Here is a 22,950-nt window from a genome sequence, read left to right as displayed (position 1 = left end):
CTTTGCTTAGGTGTGGTTTATTCTTAAATACGAAAAGTTTCCTACTTGGTTAGCGAAGCTAGTGGCGAGCAAATAGATAAAGTGCTTGGTGAGTCAGATAGAAAACACCGCCTCGATAGCGGCGGTGTTTTATTTTGGATTACTGTCGTTGATAAACCGATTGACCTCTGCTGATTGTTTCTTCCACGTTTAGGTCTTTTAGCGCCTTAGGTTCAATCTTCATCGGGTTGTTATCGAGGATGATTAAATCCGCATTCTTACCTACTTCGATAGAACCTTTATACGACTCCTCAAAGTGTTGGTAAGCTGGCCAAATGGTCATGGCTTGCAGCGCGGTGTAGGTGTCAACGCGCTGATCTGCACCCAGTACTTTATCAGTTCTGGTGGTGCGATTGACGGTCGCATCCAATACTCGGAATGAACTTGGCAGCGCAACAGGTGCGTCATGGTGAGTACTGAACTTTAACCCTGCCTTTCTCACCGCTTGAGTTGGTGAAATGAAATCGGCACGAGGATGGCCGAGCACCGAGTCCACATGCCAGTCACCCCAATAAAAAGTATGCATTGGGAATAGAGAAGGGAAGATGCCTTGCGCCGCTAAGCGATCCACTTGGTCTTGGCGCATGGTTTGGCCGTGAATGAGTACAGGTCGGCGGTCTTGTTTTCCTAGCTTTTCATTTGCTTTGGTCACTGCGTTGATAAATTGCTCGATCGCAGCGTCACCATTGGCATGCGTCAGCACTTGCCATTCATTTTTAAAGGCCGTTTCTACGTAATCGTAAGCTTGTTGATCTTCAAAGGTTGGGTAGCCAGCGTAGTCTTTATCTTGTCCATGTGGCGGGTGGAAGTAAGGCTGACTTAGCCATGCCGTTTTACCTTGTGGAGAGCCATCAAAGTTCAGCTTTACGCCACCGATACGGAAATGGTTTGTGTACTCTGGCGTGTTGTATTCCGAGTCCATAAAATCACTGCTCGATACCATATCGGCGTACGCAACCAAGTCGATCATCAGCTTGTCGTTTTTCGACGCGCGTTTCATCGCTTCATAACCTTCTGATGTTGCTCGTCCTTCTTGAGCCGTGGTATAGCCATATTTCGCGTACAAACCTTGCGAGGCTTCTAACATGCGATCTTGAAGTTCAGAATCAATCAACTTATTGAGGTTGAACAGCATTGCAAAGTGCGCGTTTTCTTCTAGGACACCATTTGGTTCTTGGCTGTTTTCCATTCGGCGGATAATGCCACCTTTTGGATCTTCCGATTCTGATGTGATGCCTGCTAGCTCTAACGCTTTACTGTTTGCGACACTCAAATGCCCCGAAGTGTGGATGATCAATACAGGCTTATCTGTGCTGACTTTATCAAGATCCGCTTTGGTAGGGTAGTAATCCAGTTGGGCGTCGTCGTAACCAAAACCTAAAATCCATCCGGTTTTCTCAATGAATAGGCGTTGCGTATTATTGTTCTCGGCATTTTTCAGAGTTTCGATGATTTTCGCAACGGTATCGGCTTCGCCATCAGGAGATGGCAGCACGTTTGCGACCATGGCTTGCAGACCAACACCATACACATGACTGTGCGGATCAACAAAGCCAGGCAACATAGTTTTGCCTTTTAAGTCGACCAACTGTGTTTTACCGAACTTGTGTTCCATCGCTCCATCTTTGCTGCCGACATAAATGATTTTCTCGCCTAATGTCGCGACGGCTTCGGCGTACTCTGGCTTATCGCCTGCCATGGTTAGGATGTCGCCACCATAATAAATTTTGTCTGCGGCGGTTACTTTGAGTGGCTCGGCGACGGCTTCTACTTCTTTCGCTTCTTCAGAAAAACACCCCGTTAAAGCAAGCCCAGATAGGGCAATGGGGATCCAGTTTTTGTTCATCGGTCATCTCCATACAGAGTAAGTTTTTTGCCTATTGCTCCCATCTCAATGAGTTTGAGAACTCAATAGGTCACATTCACTTTAGTTCATATTGAAGGAGGATTATCAACAAGATTAAAGACTTTCAATCAAGCGCAAGTTATACCTACCGATGAATATCAAAAATGTTACCTTTTCCCATTTCATAAACGTTTCTGGACTTGGGCAATGTGACCCATAACGAGGTTCTGAGGTTAAAAAGTCGGCATGATAAGTCCACGATTTATCTCGATGACGCTCAAGGAAGAACATGAAAGACGAAACGCTATCCATCCATTTTGGTTACGAAACTGACCCTACCACTAAATCTGTCGCGACGCCGATTTATCAAACGGTCGCGTACGAGTTTGATAACGCGCAGCACGGCGCTGATCTGTTTAACTTGGAAGTGCCGGGTAATATCTACACTCGCATCATGAATCCGACTAACGATGTTCTGGAAAAACGCATGGCGGCGTTAGAAGGCGGCATTGCTGGATTGGTTGTGAGTGCGGGGAGTGCAGCGATTAACTATGCGGTTCTGACCTTAGCGCAAGCAGGCGATAACATCGTTTCTACGCCGCAACTTTATGGCGGTACTTACACCTTGTTTGCGCACATGCTGCCAAATCAAGGTATTCAAGTGAAGTTTGCCAAAGATGACAAGCCAGAAAGTTTGGCCGAGTTAATTGATGAAAATACCAAAGCGGTGTACTGCGAGAGCATTGGTAACCCTGCGGGTAATATCATTGATTTAGAACGTGTGGCGGAGCTTGCTCACGCACAAGGCGTGCCTGTGATTGTGGATAACACCGTCGCGACGCCAGTGCTGTGCAAACCCATCGAGTTCGGTGCGGATATCGTAGTTCACTCTCTCACTAAATACGTTGGAGGGCATGGCACCACATTGGGTGGCGTGATTGTAGATTCCGGTAAATTCCCTTGGTCGCAGCACAAAGGCCGTTTTCCTGTTTTCAACCAACCAGAACCTTCTTACCACGGAGTCGTGTATACCGAAGCGTTTGGTGAGGCAGCATTTATCGGGCGCGCGCGTACCGTACCATTGCGTAATACCGGTTCGGCATTATCACCGATGAATGCATTTATGCTTATGCAAGGGCTAGAAACGTTACCGCTGCGTATGGAACGCCATACTGAGAATGCTCTCAAAGTGGCTGAATTCTTGGAACAGCATGACAAAGTCAGTTGGGTGAGTTACGCCGGCTTGCCAAGTTCAGCACACTTCAACCTCGCCGAAAAATACATGAAAGGTAAGCCTTCTGCGATTTTTTCGTTTGGTTTAAAAGACGGTTATGAAGCCGGAGTGCGCTTTTATGACGCTCTGAAAATCTTTAAGCGTTTGGTGAACATTGGCGATGCAAAATCATTGGCTTGTCATCCAGCATCGACGACTCATCGTCAGTTGAGCGAAGCAGAACAAAAACAAGCTGGTGTGTCACCAGAGATGATTCGTTTATCTGTGGGTATTGAGCATATTGACGATATCCTAGCCGATTTAGAACAGGCACTAAACGCGTAAAACGATTCTTTTTTTAGCTTTTGGTTACCTATAGGCCAGCCTTTAAAAAAGCTGGCCTTTATTTGTTTTATTGTTTAAATATCAAAGGCTTTATTGTTTTTGGGTTGTGGTATTCCAAAAGCTCATGGTGGGTGAAATTTATTCCCTTGTCGCGTTTGGGTTTGTTCCTGATGATATGTGCAAATCTTATACATTGGAAGGGACTCAAATGTCTTACGTATTTCACCGTCATTGCCATGCCACGTTGCCAATCATCGATAAAGGTGAAGGTGTTTATCTATTCGATAAACAAGGAAAACAGTATCTCGATGCTTGTGGTGGCGCTGCGGTATCAAACCTTGGCCATAGTCATCAAGCCGTTAAAAAAGCCATGTTGGAACAGCTCGAGAGAGTGCCGTTTGCTCATACTGGATTTTTTACTAGTGACAGCAGTGAGCGACTAGCGGAATTGATTTGTCAGCATATGCCTGAGCAGTTCAACCATGTGTATTTAGTCAGTGGCGGATCAGAGGCGGTGGAGTCGGCACTAAAAATGGCGCGGCAGTATTTTGTAGAATCAGGTAAGCCAGAGAAAAAGCAATTCATCGCGCGTCAGCAAAGTTATCACGGCAATACGTTGGGAGCTCTGGCGGTCGGTGGTAATGAATGGCGACGTGAACCGTTCAAACCCATCTTGCATCCGAGTCATCATATTGCCCCGTGCTATGCTTATCGTTATCAGCAGAGTCATGAGTCGGAATTGGGTTACTCATTGCGAGCGGCGAATGAACTAGAGGCAAAAATTCTTGAGTTGGGGGCTGACAATGTCATGGCTTTTGTCGCCGAGCCTATTGTGGGAGCCACCGCTGGAGCTGTGCCTGCAACGCAAGGTTATTTCAAGCGTATTCGCGAAATATGCGACCAATACGATGTGTTATTGATCTTGGATGAAGTCATGTGTGGCGTTGGACGCAGTGGCAGTTTTTTTGCGTTTGAGCAAGAAGAGGCAGAGCCCGATCTGGTGTGTATGGCTAAAGGGCTTGGTGCGGGTTATCAACCTATTGGTGCGGTGGTTGCGAATGATCGAGTCTACCAAGCTATTGCTGATGGAAGCGGTTTTTTCCAACATGGTCATACTTTTATGGCGCACCCTGTGGCGTGCGCTGCTGCCGTGGCAACCATTCAAACCATCTTCCAAGATGACTTATTAACGGCGGTTAATCGGCAAAGTGCTTTGCTGCGTAATGAGCTTACTTCTGCATTGGCCCATTTACCGTACATTGGCGACATTCGTGGTAAAGGCTTGTTTTTTGGCATTGAGCTGGTGGCGGATAAAGAAAGCAAGGCGCCTCTGAGTAAAGCCTCATTGGCAGACAAACGCATCAAACAGCGAGCAATGGAAAATGGCTTAATGTGCTATCCAATGGGCGGGACGATTGATGGCGTTAATGGGCACCATATTTTGCTCGCACCGCCATTCATTATTCAGTCTCATCATATTGATGAACTAGTCGGTAAACTCTCACTGACGTTAAAAGAGGTGGCGGAGACATGGAAGTAGCAAACCAATATTTGCGAGAACCTATCGCCATTATCGTGGCCCCAAACGGTGCTAGAAAAACTAAGCACGATCACGCCAACTTACCCATGACAAAAGACGAACTGGTTGCAGAGGCTATCGCTTGTCAAACGGCAGGGTCTGCCATGATCCATTTGCATGCTAGAGACGCCAACGGACGTCATTCATTAGACATCGACGACAACATGGCAATTTACCATGCCGTGAAAGAAGCGGTGGGAGAAACCATGATGGTTCAGCTCACCACAGAAGCGGTGGGTTTATATTCTCCGCCACAACAGCGGGCGTTAGTCAAAGCTGTGAAACCTGAAGCTGCTTCTTTCGCATTGAGGGAGTTAATCCCCGATCGCGCAAGTGAGAAAGAAGGGCATGCCTTTTTCCATTGGTTGGCAGAGAACAGCATCGTGAGCCAAATTATTCTCTACGATACAACCGACATTGAACGTTATTTCCAACTACGCGATGCGTGCGTGTTACCTAAAACGTATCAGCATGCATTAGTGGTGTTAGGGCGTTATCACCAAGCTCAACAGTCTTCGCCATGGGATTTACGAGGTTTGAATTTGGCGCGTTTTGACGAGGAAGAAATTCGATGTGCCATTTGTGCTTTTGGCGCGCGAGAGCAAGACTGTTTAGCGAGTGCGATGTTACTTGGATTCGATGTGAGAGTGGGGTTTGAGAATAACCACTTCGATGTGGCAGGCGAATTAGCAATCAGTAACGCGGATCAGGTGGAGGCTCTACGCGATGTGGCGCATCGCTTCGCGATTCCTTTACACAGTGCGCAAAGTTTGCGTTCAGTTTTAAAGTGAATCTGTTTGAAGCAAGGAAAATAAAGAAGAACGGAAAGCAAAAAGGCTCCATCGGAGCCTTTTAGGTATTTGTCGTTAGTTTTCGGTTTGCACTGCGGGTTGGCGTGCTGGGTGTTTGATAAACACCGCCACAATGGCTGCAATTGCCAGCGCGAAACAGTAGTAAGAGTTGGCAACCACTTCTAATGGAGAAAGGTTAAATACTGAGCCTAGCAACAATACTTGCGCGCCGTAAGGCAAAATGCCTTGTACCACACACGAGAAAATATCCAACAAGCTTGCTGAGCGACGAGGAGAGACATTGTTCTCTTCCGCCAACTGGCGCGCCACGCTACCCGATACGATGATGGCGACCGTATTATTTGCCGTGCAACCATTAACCATAGAAACCAAGCCCGCGATACCTAGCTCACTTGCGCGGCTGTTCGCGTGTTTTGAATGGCTAGAGCCAAACGCGTGGATCATGCTGCTCACTAAGTTGGTTAGGAAAGCAAGACCGCCTTGACGACGCATCAACTCACTCAGACCACCAATCAGCATCGATAGTAGGAAGATTTCCTGCATGTTGCCAAAACCGCTGTACACGTCTTGTGCTAGGTTCGTTAGACCGTAGTCGTCAATCGAAACCAAACTTACGCCACCTGCCAGTAAAATACCGATAGTCAGCACAACAAATACGTTAAGCCCTGAAACCGCCAAAATCAAAATGGTGACGTACGGTAGCACTTTTAACCATTCAATTGGGCCTGTCTCTGGCACTTGAGTCGCAGTGCTGTTGAACGCAAAAATACCCATAGCAACCAGTGCTGCGGGCAGTGCAATGCGGATGTTCTCTTTGAACTTGTCCTTCATTTCACAGCCCTGAGAGCGCGTTGCCGCGATGGTGGTGTCAGAGATGATAGAAAGGTTATCACCAAACATCGCGCCGCTGAGCACAACACCAGCGGTTAATGGCAAGCTCATACCTGCAGATTGAGCAATGCCCAAAGCCACAGGTGCAACGGCAGCGATGGTGCCCATCGAAGTGCCCATCGCTGTCGCAATGAAGGCTGAGATCATGAAAATACCAGGCAAAATCATGCTGGTCGGAATGGCAGATAGACCTAAGTTTACGGTAGCATCGACACCGCCAGAAGCCTTTGCAACGGCAGCAAACGCACCTGCAAGCAAGTAGATCATGCACATTGCGATGATGTCTTGATGACCAACACCACGCATAAAATGTTCAATAGAGCGGTTAAGTTTCTCTTTGCTGAGAAGGAACGCAATGATGATGGCTGGTAATACCGCAATTGGTGCTGGCAGCTGGTAGAAGGCAAATTCAACGCCTTGCAAAGATAAGTACGTGCCTACGCCAATAAATAGCGCAAGGAATACGATCAATGGGATCAGAGCGACCGCAGACGGTGCAACTGTTTTAGTAGTTTGTTGGGAACCGGACATGTAAACGACAAAGATAATAATAAGAGAAGTGAGCAGACTAATCTCACCGACTTTTATTGTCAACGTCTAGACGTCTAAATGGCTGCGTAATTTTTGTATTTGGAGGAAAGAAAAAAGCTCATGGCATCTATCTTACTGATACCATGAGCCTTTATTGAAAGTGCATTTATAGCGACGATTTTGCTTTTTTTCGCTTGAGTAAGCCTAGGAGCATCAATGCGAACACAACCGCGGCGCTCGCCCAGATTGCGTATTTGTAGTGGCTATATAAATGGCTGAGTGCGCTGAGGTGCTCAAATGCAAAATGCGTAAGTAAACTGAATACCAAAACCCAAATGGTGGCAGCGAGTGCGTTGCCGAATAAAAACTCTCTGCGTGGCATTTTTGCTATCCCACACGCCAGAGGCATAAATTGCTTCATCCCTTCAATAAATCGGCTGACCACCAGACAAGCAGGGCCATATTTTTGAATGGTGCTTTGGAGCTTCTGCATTTTAGGGCCAGAGATGTAACCTTTTTTATCTAGCCATCCTTCAAAGTAGTAGCCAAGTAAGTAGCCACAAGTATTGCCTAAAAAGCAGCTGAGCCAAGATATAACCATAACCATACTCAGATTCATGACTTGTTCTGAGGCCAGAATTGACGCTGCGATCATCAAAGATTGCCCAGGCATGGGAATGCCAATACCTTCAAAAAAGATGCTGACAATAAGCGCAAGGTAGCCGTACTGCTCCAGCAGAGGCTTCATGGATATGAGTAAAGCGTTAATGTGTTCCAAATGCTTTCCTCTAATAAAATCGGAAGGAAATTGGAGTGATACTCCTGTTGTTTTCTCTGGTCAATTCTTGTTTCTCATTCCCGAGAAAAACTGACATACCTCTGATAATTGTGTTTACCTGATGCGCTGTTGCGCTGGATTCCGCTCGCCGTTCGATTCGCGACGGCGAGCGGCCATTACCATGGCTTGGGTCTCAGGCTACTCTTTTGGTGTTGTGAACGCACCGTACAAATCGAGGCGTCGATGGCGCAAGTTCGTTACCGAGCCTTCGGTGTTGAGCTGTTTCAGCTTGGTTAAGTCAACATCGGCAAAGATGATCATTTCCGTATTCGCACTGGCTTCCGTCAATGTGGCGTCGTGGGGGAAATAAATGTCTGAAGGTGAGAACACCGCTGATTGAGCATATTGAATGTCCACGTTGTCCACGCGCGGTAAGTTGCCGACACTGCCGCCAATCGCTACATAACACTCGTTTTCGATCGCGCGAGATTGAGAACAGATCCGCACACGTTGATAGCCGTTTTTGGTATCGGTCCAGAATGGCACAAAGATAATTTGCGCGCCTTGCTCGGCGAGCATACGACCCAGCTCAGGGAACTCGCTGTCGTAACAAATCAGAATGCCGACCTTACCAGCATCGGTTTCGAACACTTGTACATTATCACCGCCATCAATTACCCAGTCTTTTTGTTCGTGTGGCGTGATGTGGATTTTGTACTGAGCGTTAATTTCCCCATCGCGTTGCAGTAAGTACGCTACGTTGTAGAGCTTGCCATCTTCGATGAGCGGCATACTGCCAGCAATGATATTGATGTTGTAAGTGACCGCCATTTGTGAGAAACGGTTTTTGATCTCTTCTGTAAAGCTAGCAAGAAAGCGAATAGCTTCAACTGAGTTTTGATCGTTTTGCAATCCCATCAACGGAGCATTGAAGAACTCAGGAAACAAAGCAAAGTCGGCTTTGTAGTTGGCCAGAGAGGAGATAAAAAACTCGGCTTGATCGAGCAAGTCTTCCAAATCGTTCATCGCGCGCATTTGCCATTGCACCACGCCAATGCGAATCAAGGTTTTCTCGATGTCGTGAACGGATTGAATGTCTTCCTCGTAGAAAAAATTATCCCACTCTAGCAACGTGGCGTAGCCTTTTGAGGCGTTATCTTCTGGCAAATAGCCACGCATGATGCGTTTAACATCAAAGTCATTCGCAAGCTGGAATGAGAGGATCGGGTCGTGCAATTCGCGGCGTTTTACTTTGTCGATGTACTCTGCAACGCTCAGTTCATCCGCGTATTGGTGGTAATTCGGAATGCGGCCACCGGCTAGTATCGCTTTAAAGTTTTTGCTGCGGCACAACTCTTTGCGCGCGTCGTAAAGACGTCGGCCCAAGCGAAGCCCACGGTAATCAGGGTGAACAAACACATCTAGGCCATACATGGCATCGCCTGTCACTTGGTTCTGAATGACGTTATTTTCGGTGATGATGTCAGTGTACAGGTGAGGAAGTGAAAATCGGTTGTAGTCCACTTTGATCGTCAGCGCAGCGCCGACAATTTTGCCGTTATCCTCAATACAGATTTGTCCATCGGGAAACTGATGAATGAGATCCATGATGGTCAGGCGTGGCCATGAGCCGCCCACATCAGGAAAAACGAGGTCCATTAATTCCGCGAGCTCTGGGTAATCGGTCGGCTCAATGGTACGTAAAGAGAGTCTTGGCGTGTTGCTGTCCATATCCTACTATCCATTTATCCTTTTCAAATAGTATGGATGAGAATGCCACAAATTTAACCATACTTACATTTGAGGCGCGGTAGGTGATAGGCTCTGCACAATCTTCATATTTGTACTGGTTTCATATCGGTAGCTTTATGTATGATGGGTAAGTTTGTCTTTTAACCAGTCATGAAAAAGTGCCACTTTTCTTGACGTTAACCGGAAGTTTGGGATCACCACATAATAGCCATAGCCGCTGTGAAGCTTTAGATTCCCAATATGTTGGATGTCACCACGTAAAATAGAAAATTGCGCCATAAAATCGGGCAGCAAAGCCAAGCCCTTCTCCATTCTCACGGCTTCACACGCCAAATAAAAATGCTCAAACCCGACGGAGTGATAGGTGATTGGGCACTCTAAATCGTTCTCCTGTTTGAATTGCTCCCACAGCTGCGGGCGAGTCGTTTGCGGAATAAATGGGTAATGGCTGATAGCTTGGTTGTCTGACAGTTTTGGTAGGTTGGTGTTGCCAATCAGCAACAAGGTTTCCTCACATAAGAGCTGGCTATATTCATAATGAGTAGAAAGAGGCAAACACCGCACATGCAGATCACTTTCACCATGAATGTTTTTAACTGCGCCATCTCCGGTAAGAATTTTCACGCGAATATTTGGATGGCGCTGGTGGAAATCATCGATATTTGGCACCAGCCAAAGACTGGCAAATGAGGGTGTGACATCGACAACCAACAGCTCTTGATCGGTATTGGTCTGAATTAGGCTGGCGGTTGCCTGCTGAATGAGCTCCAGAGCTTCTGTTATTTGGGGTAAATAGCGCTTTCCTTCCTCTGTTAGCTCCACGCCGTTTAACCCTCGATGAATGAGAGGAAGCCCAACGAGTTGCTCTAAAGATGCCATCTGTTTACTGACCGCTCCTTGTGTTACGCATAGGTCATCGGCGGCTTTAGAAAAGCTGAGATAGTTAGCCACAGCAACAAAAGTCCTCAATGCACGAATGGAAGGGTACTCACTGCCTTTTATCATTCTTTCAATTCCATTGAATTTGCTTAGGCACAGAGTAGAGGATTTGTGCTTTTAAGCAAAGCAAGGCACGACGGATGTGTGATTGGTTTCCTTTCTAGTAAACACGCAACGCGATATTTCAATGACTGCTTAATGGCTCAAGAATATTCACGCTGTGTATTTTTATTTTGAAAAAACTACAAATTAGCGAGAAGCTTTTTCATTAGTTATATTTATCCTAAATTTATATTGTTTGTGTAAGGTAAATAAATAGCCGGTATTTTGTTTTTTGTACGAGTGCTTTTAGCTAATTGTCAGAATCTTATTAAATAAATTGGTTTTTCATTAATTTAATATTGGCATTGCTTTTGCTACTTATGATTGGAACTTTCGATAATCAGTTAATTTAGGAGAACGAAATGAAAAGCAATGTTGTTACTCTGGTTGGTCTATTTTCTCTAGCAACGTTTAGTACTTTATCTTACGCAGCGGACTCCAAAGATCATGGCGTTTATGTAGGTGCGAACTACGGTTATTTAAAAGTTGATGGACAAGATGATTTCGATGACGACAGCGATGCAATGCAAGCATTGGTGGGGTATCGCTTTAACCGTTACTTAGCGTTGGAAGGTGGCTACATTGATTTTGGTAGTTATGGTAACAACTTGGCTAATGCAGAGACGGATGGTTATACCGCAGCATTGAAAGTGACGGCTCCAATCACCGATAGAGTGGATGTGTACGCGAAAGGTGGCCAAATGTGGTACTCGACAGATTATAACGTTGCTGGATTCCATGGAAACAAAGATGACGAAGGGGTATTTGCTGGTGCTGGTGTAGGTTTTAAAGTAACGGATAACTTTTTAGTTAACGCAGAATACACTTGGTACGATGTGGAACTGAATGCAGAAAATGTATTTGATGGTGCGAATACAAATACAGACTTTAAACAAGCATCTTTAGGTGTGGAATATAGATTCTAATATTTCTAATAATTCTAATCCATAATAAAAATGCGAAGCTTAAATAGCTTCGCATTTTTTGTTGGGTTATACGAACCAAACCTGAAATTCGTAGTAAGGTCAAAATTGAAGAGACTATTTTACTCACTCAATCTGTTGCTAATGAAGCAAGAGCACCACCTAAACTATAACCTACGCAGTGTATTACCTTTGGTGCTTTTATGTTCTTTTTCGAATAACCAGCGATGCATGCTGCAAGTTGTGGCTTTATTGTATTGAAGAGATTTACAAAACCTGCATGTACCTTGTAACCGGATGAAGTACCTGATATTCCAAAAGCTTAGAAAACTTTAAATTGAAAAGCATATAGTAAGTACACACTTTCTATCTTTTAATGAGTACTTTTGAATTCTCATGTGTGGTTGGTGTTGTACTTATGAGCGTATAGTCTGCTATTTAATACTCAACGAGTTTTTATCAGCATAGGTTGTAAAGTTACGCAGTAATGCTTGTGATAAGTCATCAGGTAGTATGAGTGCCTGAGAAAAGAAGACAATATGATTGTTGATACAAAAAAGGCCACCCGGAGGTGGCCTTTTCCAAACGTTTGGTGGAGCTGGCGGGATTCGAGAGTTCGTCGCCTTTTCCTCTGTAAGTCTCTGATATACAAGGAAGGTACACCAGTGGTTTACTCGAAATGTAGCACACCTTGTAGAACACTGCTAGTTCGGTTCAGTTCCCTGTTGGGGAGTTGAATTGGAGGCGTTGTTGTTTTGGGTGGGTATTGCAGCTTGAGAGTCTCGCATTTTTCTAAACTTACGTGTGGGTATGAAGTTCATAAGGAATCGCTTCCAAGCCCCTATGCTTAGGTAGTCTTGTAAGGCTTGCGTAAATTCGATTATCTCCAAGTACTTCGTTTTGAGGTGCCTATTGTATTCTTGTCTAAGACCCACAATTTCCCATTCTTGCTGACCTACAGGTGCTTTTCGGATTTCAATGCTAAGGCTTTCTCGCAAATGTACAACGTTGATGAGTTGGGCATGATGGGCGTTTAAGGCTGAGATTTGCATCCGTAGTAGGAATAACTCAGAGCTTCGAAAGCTCGCAGGCAAGTGCAGAAGTTGAGTGGGGTAGTCAATAAGTGCAGCAATACCACTCAAAGTCATTTTTCCGTCTATGCCTCTTAACCTCAATAACTCGTTGTTGAGTACCCCTATATTAGCCCGACACCGCATGAGGTTGTCTTCAGTGAGACCTATTAATTGCTGACGCACAATACGGTTGTAGGATAGAGTTTTAAGCTTACCTCCAAACCAGCCAACAAGTAAGGAAAGCACAATACCTAGAACAGCACCAAGGACTGCTGCAAAAATTGTTAGATAGGTGTTTGATGCATCGAGCTGACTGGATAGGTTGGTGAGGTAATTGCTCACGAATTCATCAAGGTTCATATATGCTCTCACGAGTGATTCATAAGGTTTACTATATGCATCTTGGCGCTTTAATCAAAATGTGACGGAGTGATGTGTGATGGTCGAATAATTTTTGCAAAAAAAATTTCTGGAGCCATTGTTTATATGTCTTGTCCTCAAATCCCCCCCCCCTAACCCCTTTAGCGAAAGTAGTCATTCTTGCTAGTTAGACTCAGTGCCACGTTTTATTTTTCGGTGTATGTCTTAGGTTATGCCCAAATGCATACACTCTAAGGGTGTTATTTTTGTGTGTTTTAGGTGTTGACTTGTCGATATGCACACAATAAGTTAAGCATACAGTAACCTAAAGCACTCGTTCGAGGTATGACAATGACAACTCAATCCAATGACAGTAACTCAATGGTCTTTGCTTATGTCCGTGTGTCGACTAAGGAGCAGAACGTGGACAGCCAATTGAGTGACATCTCAAAGCTTTACCCTGATGCGGAGATTACGACAGAGAAAGTGTCGGGTACTGTGCCAGCTAGAGAGAGGGCTGGGCTATCGGTTCTTCTTGGTAAGCTACGTAAAGGAGATACTCTAGTCGTATGGTGGGTTGACCGTTTAGGGCGTGACTATCGAGACGCTGAATCGACTATACGTGAGCTTCTCGACAGGGGTGTGTGCATTAAGACTATCAACCAAGGTCTGACGTTCTCATACTCAAACAAAGATGATGACATGCAGAACATGGTCACTGACATCCAGATTACCATGCTCACGGCTATGGCTGCGGCAGAGCGTAAGAATCGCTTAGCGTCGGCTGAGGCTGGAAGACAAGCGCTTAAAGCTAACCCTGCGAAGTGGGCTGAGAAGTTCCAAGGACGCAAAGCTAATACCAAGCAGCATCAGCGTATCATTGAGTTGTTACTTGAGGGAAAGTCTATCCGTGGTGTCGCTCAGGAGCTTGGCTGTAATGCAAGTACCGTACAGAGAGTGAAGAAGAAGGCGGTTGAAGCTGGCACCGTGTTCTAAGTGTCGGCTGATTGAACAATAAGTGCTCACTTAGCAAGCTTTTGCGTGACCATATTCAAGTTATTGCACTCACTAGTGACTACACATAACACAACCAAGTTGAGTTTCGGTATCTTTAGCTCACCTTAAGCACAAAGGAGCATTGATATGAACGACGTCTTAACTATTAAAGCCTCTAATCATCTTGATACTCAAACGCTGCTTACAACGCAAGACTCGCAGCTTCACCAAGAGGTGTGGGGACATGTTAAAGCGTTAGTAGAGCTTGGTGTCTTTGAGGACGCTACAAATGGCATTGAGAATGTCTTAGCGCCTTACATGGCGGAGGTTAACGCCGAGCTTATCTAGGTCACTTGGGCGGGTGCAACGCCTGCCCTTGTCTGTTTTAGTTGGGTCAAACCATCGAGGTATCAACGCTCTCATCCCCTGCCTTTACGCTCTCTTTGAGTCTCAACGCAATGCCAATCGAATTACGACTGCCTATAGGGCGCTGCCCGATACGGTGAGTCTGACAGGATGTTAATAACCTGTAATTACGACTGCCTATAAGAACAAACCCAATGCGGACTGTAGCCGCCAAACCACAGCAAGAAGTCACATATCAGAGTCACGCACTGAGTGGGCTTCAAGGCCATCACCTCGTAACCTCTCGGCTTCATAGAGAGTGAGTCTTAATGCCTTGGGCAAGCAGAGAGACAAAGAGCAACACATGCACCAGACGCAAAGCTTAAGAGTTCTCTTTAAGAGAAGCTTTAAGCTTGTAAGACGTGCTGGTGCAGGGCGTGGATACTTAAAGTCTGTCTTTAAGATGTGATTGTAGTTATTAACAATAACAATCACTTACTTAGAGCTTAACTTAAAGTAGTTCTTAGAGAGACTTTAAGCTCTGCGCCTTCCTATCAATCATCGTCCTTTCTACCCAACCCTAAGTAACTACTCAATGCCTTTCTTATATATGTTGCAGTCTTGCAGGATTGTTCTGTAATTGATTGTTTTTAAAGGACTTGATATGACGTATGTAAACAACTCAAAGCTGAAAGCTAAGCTTGCTTGTGCACTTGAGTACTCAGACCTTAGTCGTCGCCAGATGGCCGTCTTTGATAACGCCTGTCGTTTGTCTGGGGTAGGTCGAGGGCTGTCTAGAAGCCGAATCTTTCGATTGCTTCAGACGCTCGATACACTTACCTATGACAGTCTCGAAAGGCGTCTTAATGTCAGTCTCAAAGCACTAAGCCGCGAGTCGTATTCAAAGCGCACCATTGCGTTGTACTTATCTGTTTGCCGTAAGGTAGCGTCTCAGTTAGCACAAATGTATGGGATACCTCGTCATGAGACAACAATCCCTGAAAGTGAGTCTCAGTACAGGCTCAGTGTTAGCGACAAGCGAGTCTTTACTGTTGCTGAACGAATGCTACCGAAAGGGGCAAAGTATCTTATCGTGTCGATGTCGACGCTTGAAGAAGCTCTAAGGCTCAAGCCTCGTACTATTCGAGAGTCGCTAAAGCGGCTTGACCACCACGGCTATATCGTGTGTTTAGGTGGTGATGAAGGTGCGAACTACAGCATTACCTTTAAACGCTCGATACATGCCACATCAGCGCTATCACTCCAAGCTGCCTGATTAACCCTCAGATCTCCACAACCCACAATAGGCCACCACAAGGTCTACTTCACTTCAAACCCAACGCTTAACCGCAAAGCCATGCTGTCAGCTAGTCACTACGAGTCTTTCGTTGGTGTAGTTGGCTATGTGGGGCTTTCGGTGTGGCTTTACGATTAAGGGCTCAATATGAATACACAACTTCAAACGACACATCTATTACACAACGCTCAGCACCCACTAAGTATCTATTGCGATGGTTCAGCACCAGACAATCAGCACGGGTGTCTTCAAGGGGGTGTTGGTATCGCGGTTTACGACGCTCTTGGTCAATGCGTCTATGAGTACTCATCCTCGGTTCGCAGGACTGGCGGTGTTACCAGCCAAAGGGCTGAGCTTCTGGCTCTCATCATTGCCTTACTTGTAGCAGGTGAGGGGGACAATGTCTTTAGTGACAGTCAGTACTGTGTGTGGGGCTTCAATGAATGGCTTGATAGCTGGAAGCGTAACGCTTGGCGCAACTCAAGCAAGAAGCCTGTCGCTAATCAGGACTTATGGATGCTGATAGATGAGCTTAAAGCTATTCGTCCACGTGTTAGCGTTGAGCACGTAGCTGGTCACTCTGGCGTCAAAGGTAATGAGCATTCAGACTGCTTAGCGAGACAAGCAGCCGAAGGTAAAATGTAAAATGAAAGGTAACACTTGGGTAGACGTCAGGTGTTACCTTTTAATTTGTACTAGTTAGGTAGTACGTAGGGTTCTATGTCGAAGTCGAATGTTATGTAGTCCAAGACAGGCGCAAGAGCGGATGCGACATAAGCTTTACCGTAACGTCCGAACGTTTCACTTCCGTCACCGTGCCCCACATAAGCTGCTGCGTGACTGTAGGACACGCCTGATTGCTTCAAGGCGTTGATGAAAGTATGTCTGAAAGAGTGGTAAGCTTTCTTCTCGTCCTTGGCGTTAGGCAGAACGCTGTCACGCAAGCGACCAAACCATTTGGACGGAGCTTGCCCATAACCATCACGACCTTTCTTCAGTTCGGGGAAGACGCGCTCATGATTAAGGCTCTGTACGTACTTAATGAAGCCTAGTTCAATCAGTTTTGGATGTAGTGGTATAGTGCGCACTGAGCTGAAGTTCTTAGTGTTTTGGTCTTCTTGAGTGTTGGTGATAGTTATTGTCCACAAGTTGTTTTCATCATCTCGACGAACATCACGCACATGCAATTGACATAACTCATTGAGGCGAGCTCCTGTGTAGAGTCCTAGAACAGGTAGCCAGTAGTAGTGAGGATGCTTGCGCTCGCCACCATGAAAGTACGGATGCTGAAATAGGGTCTCTAAGTCAGACTTGGAGAACTCGCAACGCTCATCAGATGCCTTTTTCTTGGTCTTAACTTTGAGTCCTTTAAAGACATTCTTCGTCGCATACTCGTTTAGCACGCACCAGTCTAAGAAGGAGCCGACGTCTGTCATTGTGTCATTTGCGGTGCTCACTGCCATAGGCTTCGGTTTGAGCGCAATAACATCGTCAACGGACAAGCCCTTGAAGCTCGAAACTTTGTTGAGGTTCGCTGGAAGCTGTAATAGCTTCTCTTTAAACGTCAAAGCATCTGGACGTTTGAGTGACTCAATAGGACGGTCACCCAAGATGTATAACATCAAACGCATACGAGCTTTGTAGCGCTCAAGAGTCTTAGGGCGTATATCGTCTTTCGAGCGGTCTGTGATGTAAAGCTCTGCGCATTCTGATAGTAGTAAGCCTTGATGTTCGCTCTCCGTAGGAGCTTGCGTTCCCCTTAGCTCATGAAGGTAGGTATCAGACGCATTAGGTAACTCAAGACGCTCTGCCATCACATCCGTGAGCTGAGTAGTTAATGAGGATAGTCCTTGTATCGACTTTCTACAGCTCTCGATGACAAGTTGTCTTTGAGTTTCAAATGGTTGCTCTACAAAGTACTCGTAGTGCTCTGACTCCATCGCACCCTCAATGATACGCCATGAGCGCGAAAGCTTGGCGTCATACTCACTCAATCTATTTTCGGCAAGGTCGCACATTAGTTCGCATAAATCATCTCTCATTGCCTCAATACCCGTAAAGACGCTCTCACGCTCCTTTAGTGGCGCAGTAAAGACTTGGGCGTGTAGTAAGCTCTGAGTTCCTACTAGGTTGCCAGACGTCGCTTGAGTGATTTCTTTGTGTTGAGCTTGGCTAGCTTTGACGTCAACGAGCACCTCAAGTGGGTTACTTGCGTAGCCTTTAGGTTTGCTTGTCGTTGTTGCGAGAGTCTCATGCTGCGCAAATAGGACGTCATGCTCTACAGATAGCTGACGCGCTCTAACACGAGCCTCTGCGACAGACTTGGTGCGCAGTGAGATTTTGATGGACTTTTTGTTGCCAAAGAATGGCTGAGAGTGGGTTGGGATACGGCGTTGATAGTACCAGTTACCGTTTGCCCGTAGTGTCATGTGCAAAGTGTCATCTCCGTCCATATGTAGAACAGGATGTACCTCAATTTCTCTTTTCATAGGCATATATAAAAAGAAAGCCCCTGAAAAATCAGAGGCTTACATGATGTTTGGTGGAGCTGGCGGGAGTGGGACATATGTCTCATCCCATATCAGGCAGACTCTTAGAATATTAACTCCAATTTTATGTTACTTTATATGTTACATCTAAATCCTACTTGAAAAGGAACTGAACCGTCGTCTGCTTATGTTGATTACACTAGATATTCCTAGTTCGTTATAGCTAAATATTCTATTAGATATACGTATAACTAGTCATTCCTATCCTATCAAGTTATCTATAAAGTGAGTAAACCGTCTATTGCCATGGCTTAAAACAATGAGTAGATAAGTTCAAAGAGCATAAGCTCTTTGAGTTGCTATCAGGTCATGTTGACCGCTGATTAGGGCCATTAGTATTTTATGATTTTCTAGGCAAGTTGCTGGTCTTAGCTATCTAGTTTTAATTTAGCAATCATAGTAAGTGAGTTGTTGAAGATAGCATCAGTGATTTGAGTCGGGAACTCTTTAGGCAATCTTGATTTTAAGCGCTCAATAGCTTTAGGCATTTCAACTTGCATTTCATCAAGAATCGCTTGCATTTTTTCTTGGTCAAAACCTACATGCTTAGCTGTATCAATAAAGTGACGAGGATAGATTTTACTTATCTCATACTTTTTACCCTTGGTTGCTTTTAACCCCATAGCAAGCTTTAACTTCCGAATGTTTAGGCCTCTTCCTCCTAGTACTGGGTATGCTGATAAAATGTCGTAGAAAGGCGTTAGTCTGTAGCTTCCTCCTTTTTCTATAAAGATAGAAAAGTTTTTAGCATGTCCATCTGTTGCGCCGATTGCCCATTGAAAAACTTGGAATTTCATAAAGTTATATTGATCTTCGATTGCATTGTTAGAACCCATTAATAGATCCATTATTTCTGCAATTCCAGGTCCACCTTGAGATTCATATTTGATAGATGAGGGCATTCCTTTTACCTGGCAAATATCTTCCTGTGGCAAACGCAATAGTTTTGTTTTATCACGGTTCCAACGTCTATCAAAGCGCTCTACTGCTAATGCTTTTACTTCACTTGTTTGGATGATTTCAACTTTAGGTACTTGAAAACCAAGCTCCCGAGCTAACTCAATACATAAGAATTCATTTTCAACACTATCTGTTAAATCCAATGTTGCTTGAGCTTGCTGTATCTCACCGATAGGTAACTTTATAATGTGTGTTGTTGGTGTATTACCTTTTGGTATACACCATTGTTCGTTGAAGCGAAGTAGAGCTGTTTTTTCTTGGGCGCCTGCTACAGAAATCCTAAAATCATCTTCCTCTTCTAGCATTCCTAGTGGGATGTCCGACTTGTAGGCGAGAAGTACATTTTCAAGTTTGTTCTCGTCTAATATTTCATAGCTAAGAGGCTCTTCTTTGTAAGGTTGATCTGGAGGCAATAATGAGATTGCTCCAACACTATCTTTCCCGACCTCTTTGAGAAGATCAAATGGCTGTTTAGATGCTGCCTTGTATCTTGCTACAATTCTGTCTCGAACTTTTGGGGCGTCAGGCAAAAGGTTATCAAAGTAGTTGATGACTGCGTCTGACTTTATAGAATTTAGTTGTAGTTTTAATGATAGTGATAAAGGGCGGGCTTTATCACTATCAATCCAGCTAGGGTCATATTTGAAAGAATGTGCTCCATTTGTTTGTTTTTGTAATCTACCAACAAGCTCTCCGTTCATATATGCGACTAATTCTTGCATCACCAATCCTCATCACTATTAGTATTGCTCTCTGGCTTATGATTTTTTTCATTAACACTTACTGTCAACTCCATCGCTTGGAGCAGCTTGAAAAAGGTTGAAAGTGTTGTTCTACTAGGATTATTTTCAAAGTTAGAAATAGTCGATTGTTTTAAACCTACTTTTTTTGCTAGCTCACTTTGACTCCAGCGATTTTTTTGCCTGATGAGTAGCATTCTGTCTGCGAGTTGTTTTGGGCTATATATCATTTGTACTACCCCCGAGTAGTCTGTTTATCTAGTTAGATCCGCATAACCTATTCGACCTATATTCAAAATTTGCTATAGATTTTTAGTGATATTATCCCTTACAAGCGATAATAACATGACTATCCCTTTCAGGGGATAGATAATGCATTATCCCTTCTAGGGGATGGATAGCGCGTTATCCCTTTTAGGGGATAGATAGTGCATTATCCCTTTTAGGGGATAGATAATACATTATCCCTTCTAGGGGATAGATAATGCATTATCCCTTCTAGGGGATAGATAATGCATTATCCCTTCTAGGGGATAGATAATGCATTATCCCTTTTAGGGGATAGATAGCGCATTATCCCTTCTGGGGGATAGATAATGCTTTACCCCTCTATAGGATATATCTATTCAGGCATACATCTTTGAGTCCTAAACAAGATCTCAAATAGGCTAATAAAACTTGGTTAGGGGATCTGAGTCTGTTACTTTTTCTTTTATATTATTACAAATCAAATGCTTAATGTTTGGTTTCTGTTTTTACATATCTAATCTGGTAGCTATTTCTGGATCAATGATTGGTTGACTCGACATTAATACCCGTCATTTGATTAAACCGAGCGTTATGTTGTATTTCGCGCTCATTGCACTTTTAAATTACCAATTCTGAAGTTTCCTAAACAATACTCCAAGTCGAGCTAGCTTGGTTAGTTAGGGCGTATCACATCATTCAATTACTCCATACATGAGAATGTGGTTATGACATAGGGTTGTTTAACCAATTAAATTTCAAGATATGAAGGTCAGACAGCCATTCCCACGCATGGGAATGCGCTTATAACGTGGGAGTGTTTAATGAATTGGGTGTGACGATATCGAAATAACGGCACCATTCCCACGCATGGGAATACGGTTATGACAGTGGGACTGTTTAATCAATTGTGTGTGACGATATGAAAATAATGACACCATTCCCACGCATGGGAATACGGTTATGACAGTTGGACTGTTTAATCAATTGGGTGAGACGACATTAAAGCAACAACATCATTTTCCCATGAGCTGGAGTAAGCTAAGCCCTGTTAAGGTGAGCAACGCAATACTGAAGCCGCCGCATAGCACTTTAAACACTAAACGCAACGCATAGTAAATGCCATGCGTTGCGAATCACTCTTAGTCGTTTGTTAGCTATCTTCTCCCAGTAAACGAGGACTAAATGTTGGGTACACTACACTTAAGTCATTTAGTATTTCATTTACCAAAACACACGCATCTTGAAGAGTATCGGGCAGTGTCGACTCCTTAGGGTATCTATGTAAGCGGTGCAGTGGGTTACCACATGTATGAAAGCAAACCTCCCTGATAGCCCCCCAAGTCCCGTGCGAATATGTAGATGACCAAGAGTAAAATTGGTCATAAGAAGACTTTAAGCCTGCTTTATCACTCAATTTTCGGAGGTCAGAACCACTCCAACTACCAAGTTCTATATTGATGAACTCTTCCCACAAGTCTTCGCCTGCAATAGACTCTAGTGTTTCGGTATTAATAAATTTTGGTGGCTCTACAAGCTCATCAAACTTCAGCGCGTTTAGTTTGGCTTGACCAGCCCCGTAGGTTCTCCATTTGGTCCAAAGCTGATCGTCATTTTTTTGAATCAAATATCTAAGACTGATATGAGTTTCTAAAATGGTTCTCAGCCCTAACCTTGCAAGAATTCCAGTGCCAACTCCAACCGAGACTATCTCATTCAATATCGATAGCGCATAAAATGCTGTACCAAAAACGCCGTCGTGCTTAGCATCGACTCCAGTTGTAGAGTGAGTTTTTTCCCAGTGTGTTTCCAACTCGCCCCTAAGCTTATGGATGTCATCTAAATCACAACAACGTTCTTCAGAGTTAGTGCCACTCTCGGGAACTAATTCTAAACATGGAGTGTTTTCCCATGACTCAGCCCAAAAATCATTTGACCATGTTAAATCTTGCTCGACCATCGGATTAATAGTCATTTCACACGAACGGATGGATGGGCGAACACTTCGTTGGTCTCCCTCATAAGGGTAGTTAATCCAAGGTTCAACCATTTCTCTTGGTGCATGAAACTTGCCCCCTACAACCATTAACATTAACTTGAGCCAACGGCAATCCGTAGCCTCTTGAGATTGATGAGGTAAGCACATACCAACTGCAGTCATCAGAATATTAAGTTCTGGCTCACTTGGTGGTAAAAACTTCAGCCAAGAATCTTTAGCTGGCAAGTTATTAAATAACTTTAAAACAGTTAAGGCTGACGCTGTTTTGGGATTTGACGTTAGAAAATCCAAAAACTCATTCCGTAGCTCTTCATCTAACTTTGAGATCCCTGTAATAGTGAGATCTGATAGCTTCTCTTTTTCTGAATGCTCTGAAACAAATTTAATAATCCTTCTAAACTCAGCGATTGCCAAATCTTGTTCTTGAATAACGCGGATAATCGCAGCCCACAACATTTCTGGGAGACGCTCATTGGACCAAGAAGAAAACGTCATTTTGTCCCCTAATTGGGCAAAACCTGGCTGTAGCTCAGAACCTACTTTTTTGTGGTCGAGCAAAGCCGTTCTATTCTTACCACTTTTTGAAGGTTTCTTTTTTCGTGTTTTTTTATTTCCTGCCATAACCCACCTAATAT

The 22,950-nt window shown here is 44.4% G+C and carries 19 protein-coding genes; 8 read left to right on the top strand and 11 right to left on the bottom strand.

The window, feature by feature from the left end:
* Positions 1-139: 139 nt before the first annotated feature.
* Positions 140-1,885: an amidohydrolase gene (locus tag NL646_RS17280; RefSeq protein ID WP_025579862.1), complete on the bottom strand. Its 1,746-nt coding sequence runs from the start codon at positions 1,883-1,885 to the stop codon at positions 140-142.
* A 289-nt stretch (positions 1,886-2,174) separates the two neighbouring features.
* Here NL646_RS17280 and NL646_RS17275 point away from each other — a divergent pair, with 289 nt between their 5' ends.
* The 3 genes from NL646_RS17275 to NL646_RS17265 all read left to right on the top strand — a co-directional run bounded on the left by NL646_RS17275 (position 2,175) and on the right by NL646_RS17265 (position 5,813).
* Entirely contained in the window at positions 2,175-3,443 is a 1,269-nt protein-coding gene (locus tag NL646_RS17275) for an O-acetylhomoserine aminocarboxypropyltransferase/cysteine synthase family protein (protein ID WP_253664481.1), read from the top strand.
* A 208-nt stretch (positions 3,444-3,651) separates the two neighbouring features.
* Positions 3,652-4,983: an aspartate aminotransferase family protein gene (locus NL646_RS17270; RefSeq protein WP_253664480.1), complete on the top strand. Its 1,332-nt coding sequence runs from the start codon at positions 3,652-3,654 to the stop codon at positions 4,981-4,983.
* Positions 4,974-5,813, top strand: coding sequence for a 3-keto-5-aminohexanoate cleavage protein (locus NL646_RS17265; RefSeq protein WP_025579868.1), 840 nt, complete (start codon positions 4,974-4,976; stop codon positions 5,811-5,813). The genes NL646_RS17270 and NL646_RS17265 overlap by 10 nt, the downstream gene beginning before the upstream one ends.
* A 75-nt stretch (positions 5,814-5,888) precedes the next feature.
* Here the strand turns inward: NL646_RS17265 and NL646_RS17260 are convergent, their stop codons facing one another.
* From NL646_RS17260 to NL646_RS17245, 4 genes are all read right to left on the bottom strand, one after another.
* Positions 5,889-7,256, bottom strand: coding sequence for a Na+/H+ antiporter NhaC family protein (locus tag NL646_RS17260; protein WP_005464256.1), 1,368 nt, complete (start codon positions 7,254-7,256; stop codon positions 5,889-5,891).
* Positions 7,257-7,422: 166 nt separating this feature from the next.
* Complete coding sequence (locus NL646_RS17255) at positions 7,423-8,010, bottom strand: DedA family protein (protein ID WP_253664491.1); 588 nt, start codon at positions 8,008-8,010, stop codon at positions 7,423-7,425.
* Positions 8,011-8,232: 222 nt separating this feature from the next.
* Complete coding sequence (locus tag NL646_RS17250) at positions 8,233-9,765, bottom strand: bifunctional GNAT family N-acetyltransferase/carbon-nitrogen hydrolase family protein (protein WP_005464264.1); 1,533 nt, start codon at positions 9,763-9,765, stop codon at positions 8,233-8,235.
* A 135-nt stretch (positions 9,766-9,900) separates the two neighbouring features.
* On the bottom strand, positions 9,901-10,791 hold the full coding sequence (locus NL646_RS17245) for a LysR family transcriptional regulator (RefSeq protein ID WP_031827804.1): 891 nt from the start codon (positions 10,789-10,791) through the stop codon (positions 9,901-9,903).
* A gap of 398 nt (positions 10,792-11,189) precedes the next feature.
* On the opposite strand from NL646_RS17245, the gene NL646_RS17240 reads away from it, so the two are divergent.
* Entirely contained in the window at positions 11,190-11,753 is a 564-nt protein-coding gene (locus NL646_RS17240; protein WP_005455971.1) for a porin family protein, read from the top strand.
* Between the two features lie 127 nt (positions 11,754-11,880).
* Here NL646_RS17240 and NL646_RS17235 read toward each other — a convergent pair whose 3' ends face one another.
* Both NL646_RS17235 and NL646_RS17230 read right to left on the bottom strand, forming a co-directional pair.
* Positions 11,881-12,063 (bottom strand): hypothetical protein, encoded by a 183-nt coding sequence (locus NL646_RS17235; RefSeq protein ID WP_273977485.1) that lies wholly within the window; start codon positions 12,061-12,063, stop codon positions 11,881-11,883.
* 391 nt (positions 12,064-12,454) lie between these two features.
* Positions 12,455-13,183, bottom strand: a complete 729-nt coding sequence (locus NL646_RS17230) for a hypothetical protein (protein ID WP_005483033.1) — start codon at positions 13,181-13,183, stop codon at positions 12,455-12,457.
* A 351-nt stretch (positions 13,184-13,534) separates the two neighbouring features.
* On the opposite strand from NL646_RS17230, the gene NL646_RS17225 reads away from it, so the two are divergent.
* The 4 genes from NL646_RS17225 (at position 13,535) to NL646_RS17210 (ending at position 16,466) form a co-directional block, all read left to right on the top strand.
* Positions 13,535-14,179, top strand: coding sequence for a recombinase family protein (locus NL646_RS17225; RefSeq protein ID WP_025624116.1), 645 nt, complete (start codon positions 13,535-13,537; stop codon positions 14,177-14,179).
* A gap of 147 nt (positions 14,180-14,326) precedes the next feature.
* Entirely contained in the window at positions 14,327-14,527 is a 201-nt protein-coding gene (locus tag NL646_RS17220) for a hypothetical protein (RefSeq protein WP_005479249.1), read from the top strand.
* Positions 14,528-15,188: 661 nt separating this feature from the next.
* Entirely contained in the window at positions 15,189-15,800 is a 612-nt protein-coding gene (locus NL646_RS17215; RefSeq protein ID WP_024700124.1) for a hypothetical protein, read from the top strand.
* Positions 15,801-15,968: 168 nt separating this feature from the next.
* A complete protein-coding gene (locus tag NL646_RS17210; RefSeq protein WP_253664479.1) occupies positions 15,969-16,466 on the top strand; it encodes an RNase H family protein in 498 nt (165 codons plus the stop codon).
* Between the two features lie 50 nt (positions 16,467-16,516).
* On the opposite strand, the gene NL646_RS17205 is transcribed toward NL646_RS17210, so the two are convergent.
* From NL646_RS17205 to NL646_RS17185, 4 genes are all read right to left on the bottom strand, one after another.
* On the bottom strand, positions 16,517-18,250 hold the full coding sequence (locus NL646_RS17205) for a site-specific integrase (protein WP_236253416.1): 1,734 nt from the start codon (positions 18,248-18,250) through the stop codon (positions 16,517-16,519).
* Positions 18,251-18,738: 488 nt separating this feature from the next.
* Positions 18,739-20,052, bottom strand: a complete 1,314-nt coding sequence (locus tag NL646_RS17200; RefSeq protein ID WP_053312932.1) for a type II toxin-antitoxin system HipA family toxin — start codon at positions 20,050-20,052, stop codon at positions 18,739-18,741.
* Positions 20,052-20,300: a type II toxin-antitoxin system antitoxin HipB gene (gene hipB, locus NL646_RS17195; protein ID WP_023586003.1), complete on the bottom strand. Its 249-nt coding sequence runs from the start codon at positions 20,298-20,300 to the stop codon at positions 20,052-20,054. The genes NL646_RS17200 and hipB overlap by 1 nt, the downstream gene beginning before the upstream one ends.
* Positions 20,301-21,469: 1,169 nt before the next feature.
* Positions 21,470-22,936 carry a DUF5677 domain-containing protein gene (locus NL646_RS17185; protein ID WP_023586002.1) on the bottom strand — a complete coding sequence of 489 codons (1,467 nt, stop codon included), beginning with the start codon at positions 22,934-22,936 and terminating at the stop codon, positions 21,470-21,472.
* Positions 22,937-22,950: the final 14 nt, after the last annotated feature.

Origin of the sequence: Vibrio sp. Y20_XG_PY13 (assembly GCF_024181925.1) — a bacterium.
Taxonomy (GTDB): Bacteria; Pseudomonadota; Gammaproteobacteria; order Enterobacterales; family Vibrionaceae; genus Vibrio; species Vibrio parahaemolyticus.
Note: the sequence above shows the minus strand (reverse complement) of the source record. Positions and strands in the feature narration are given on the sequence as shown.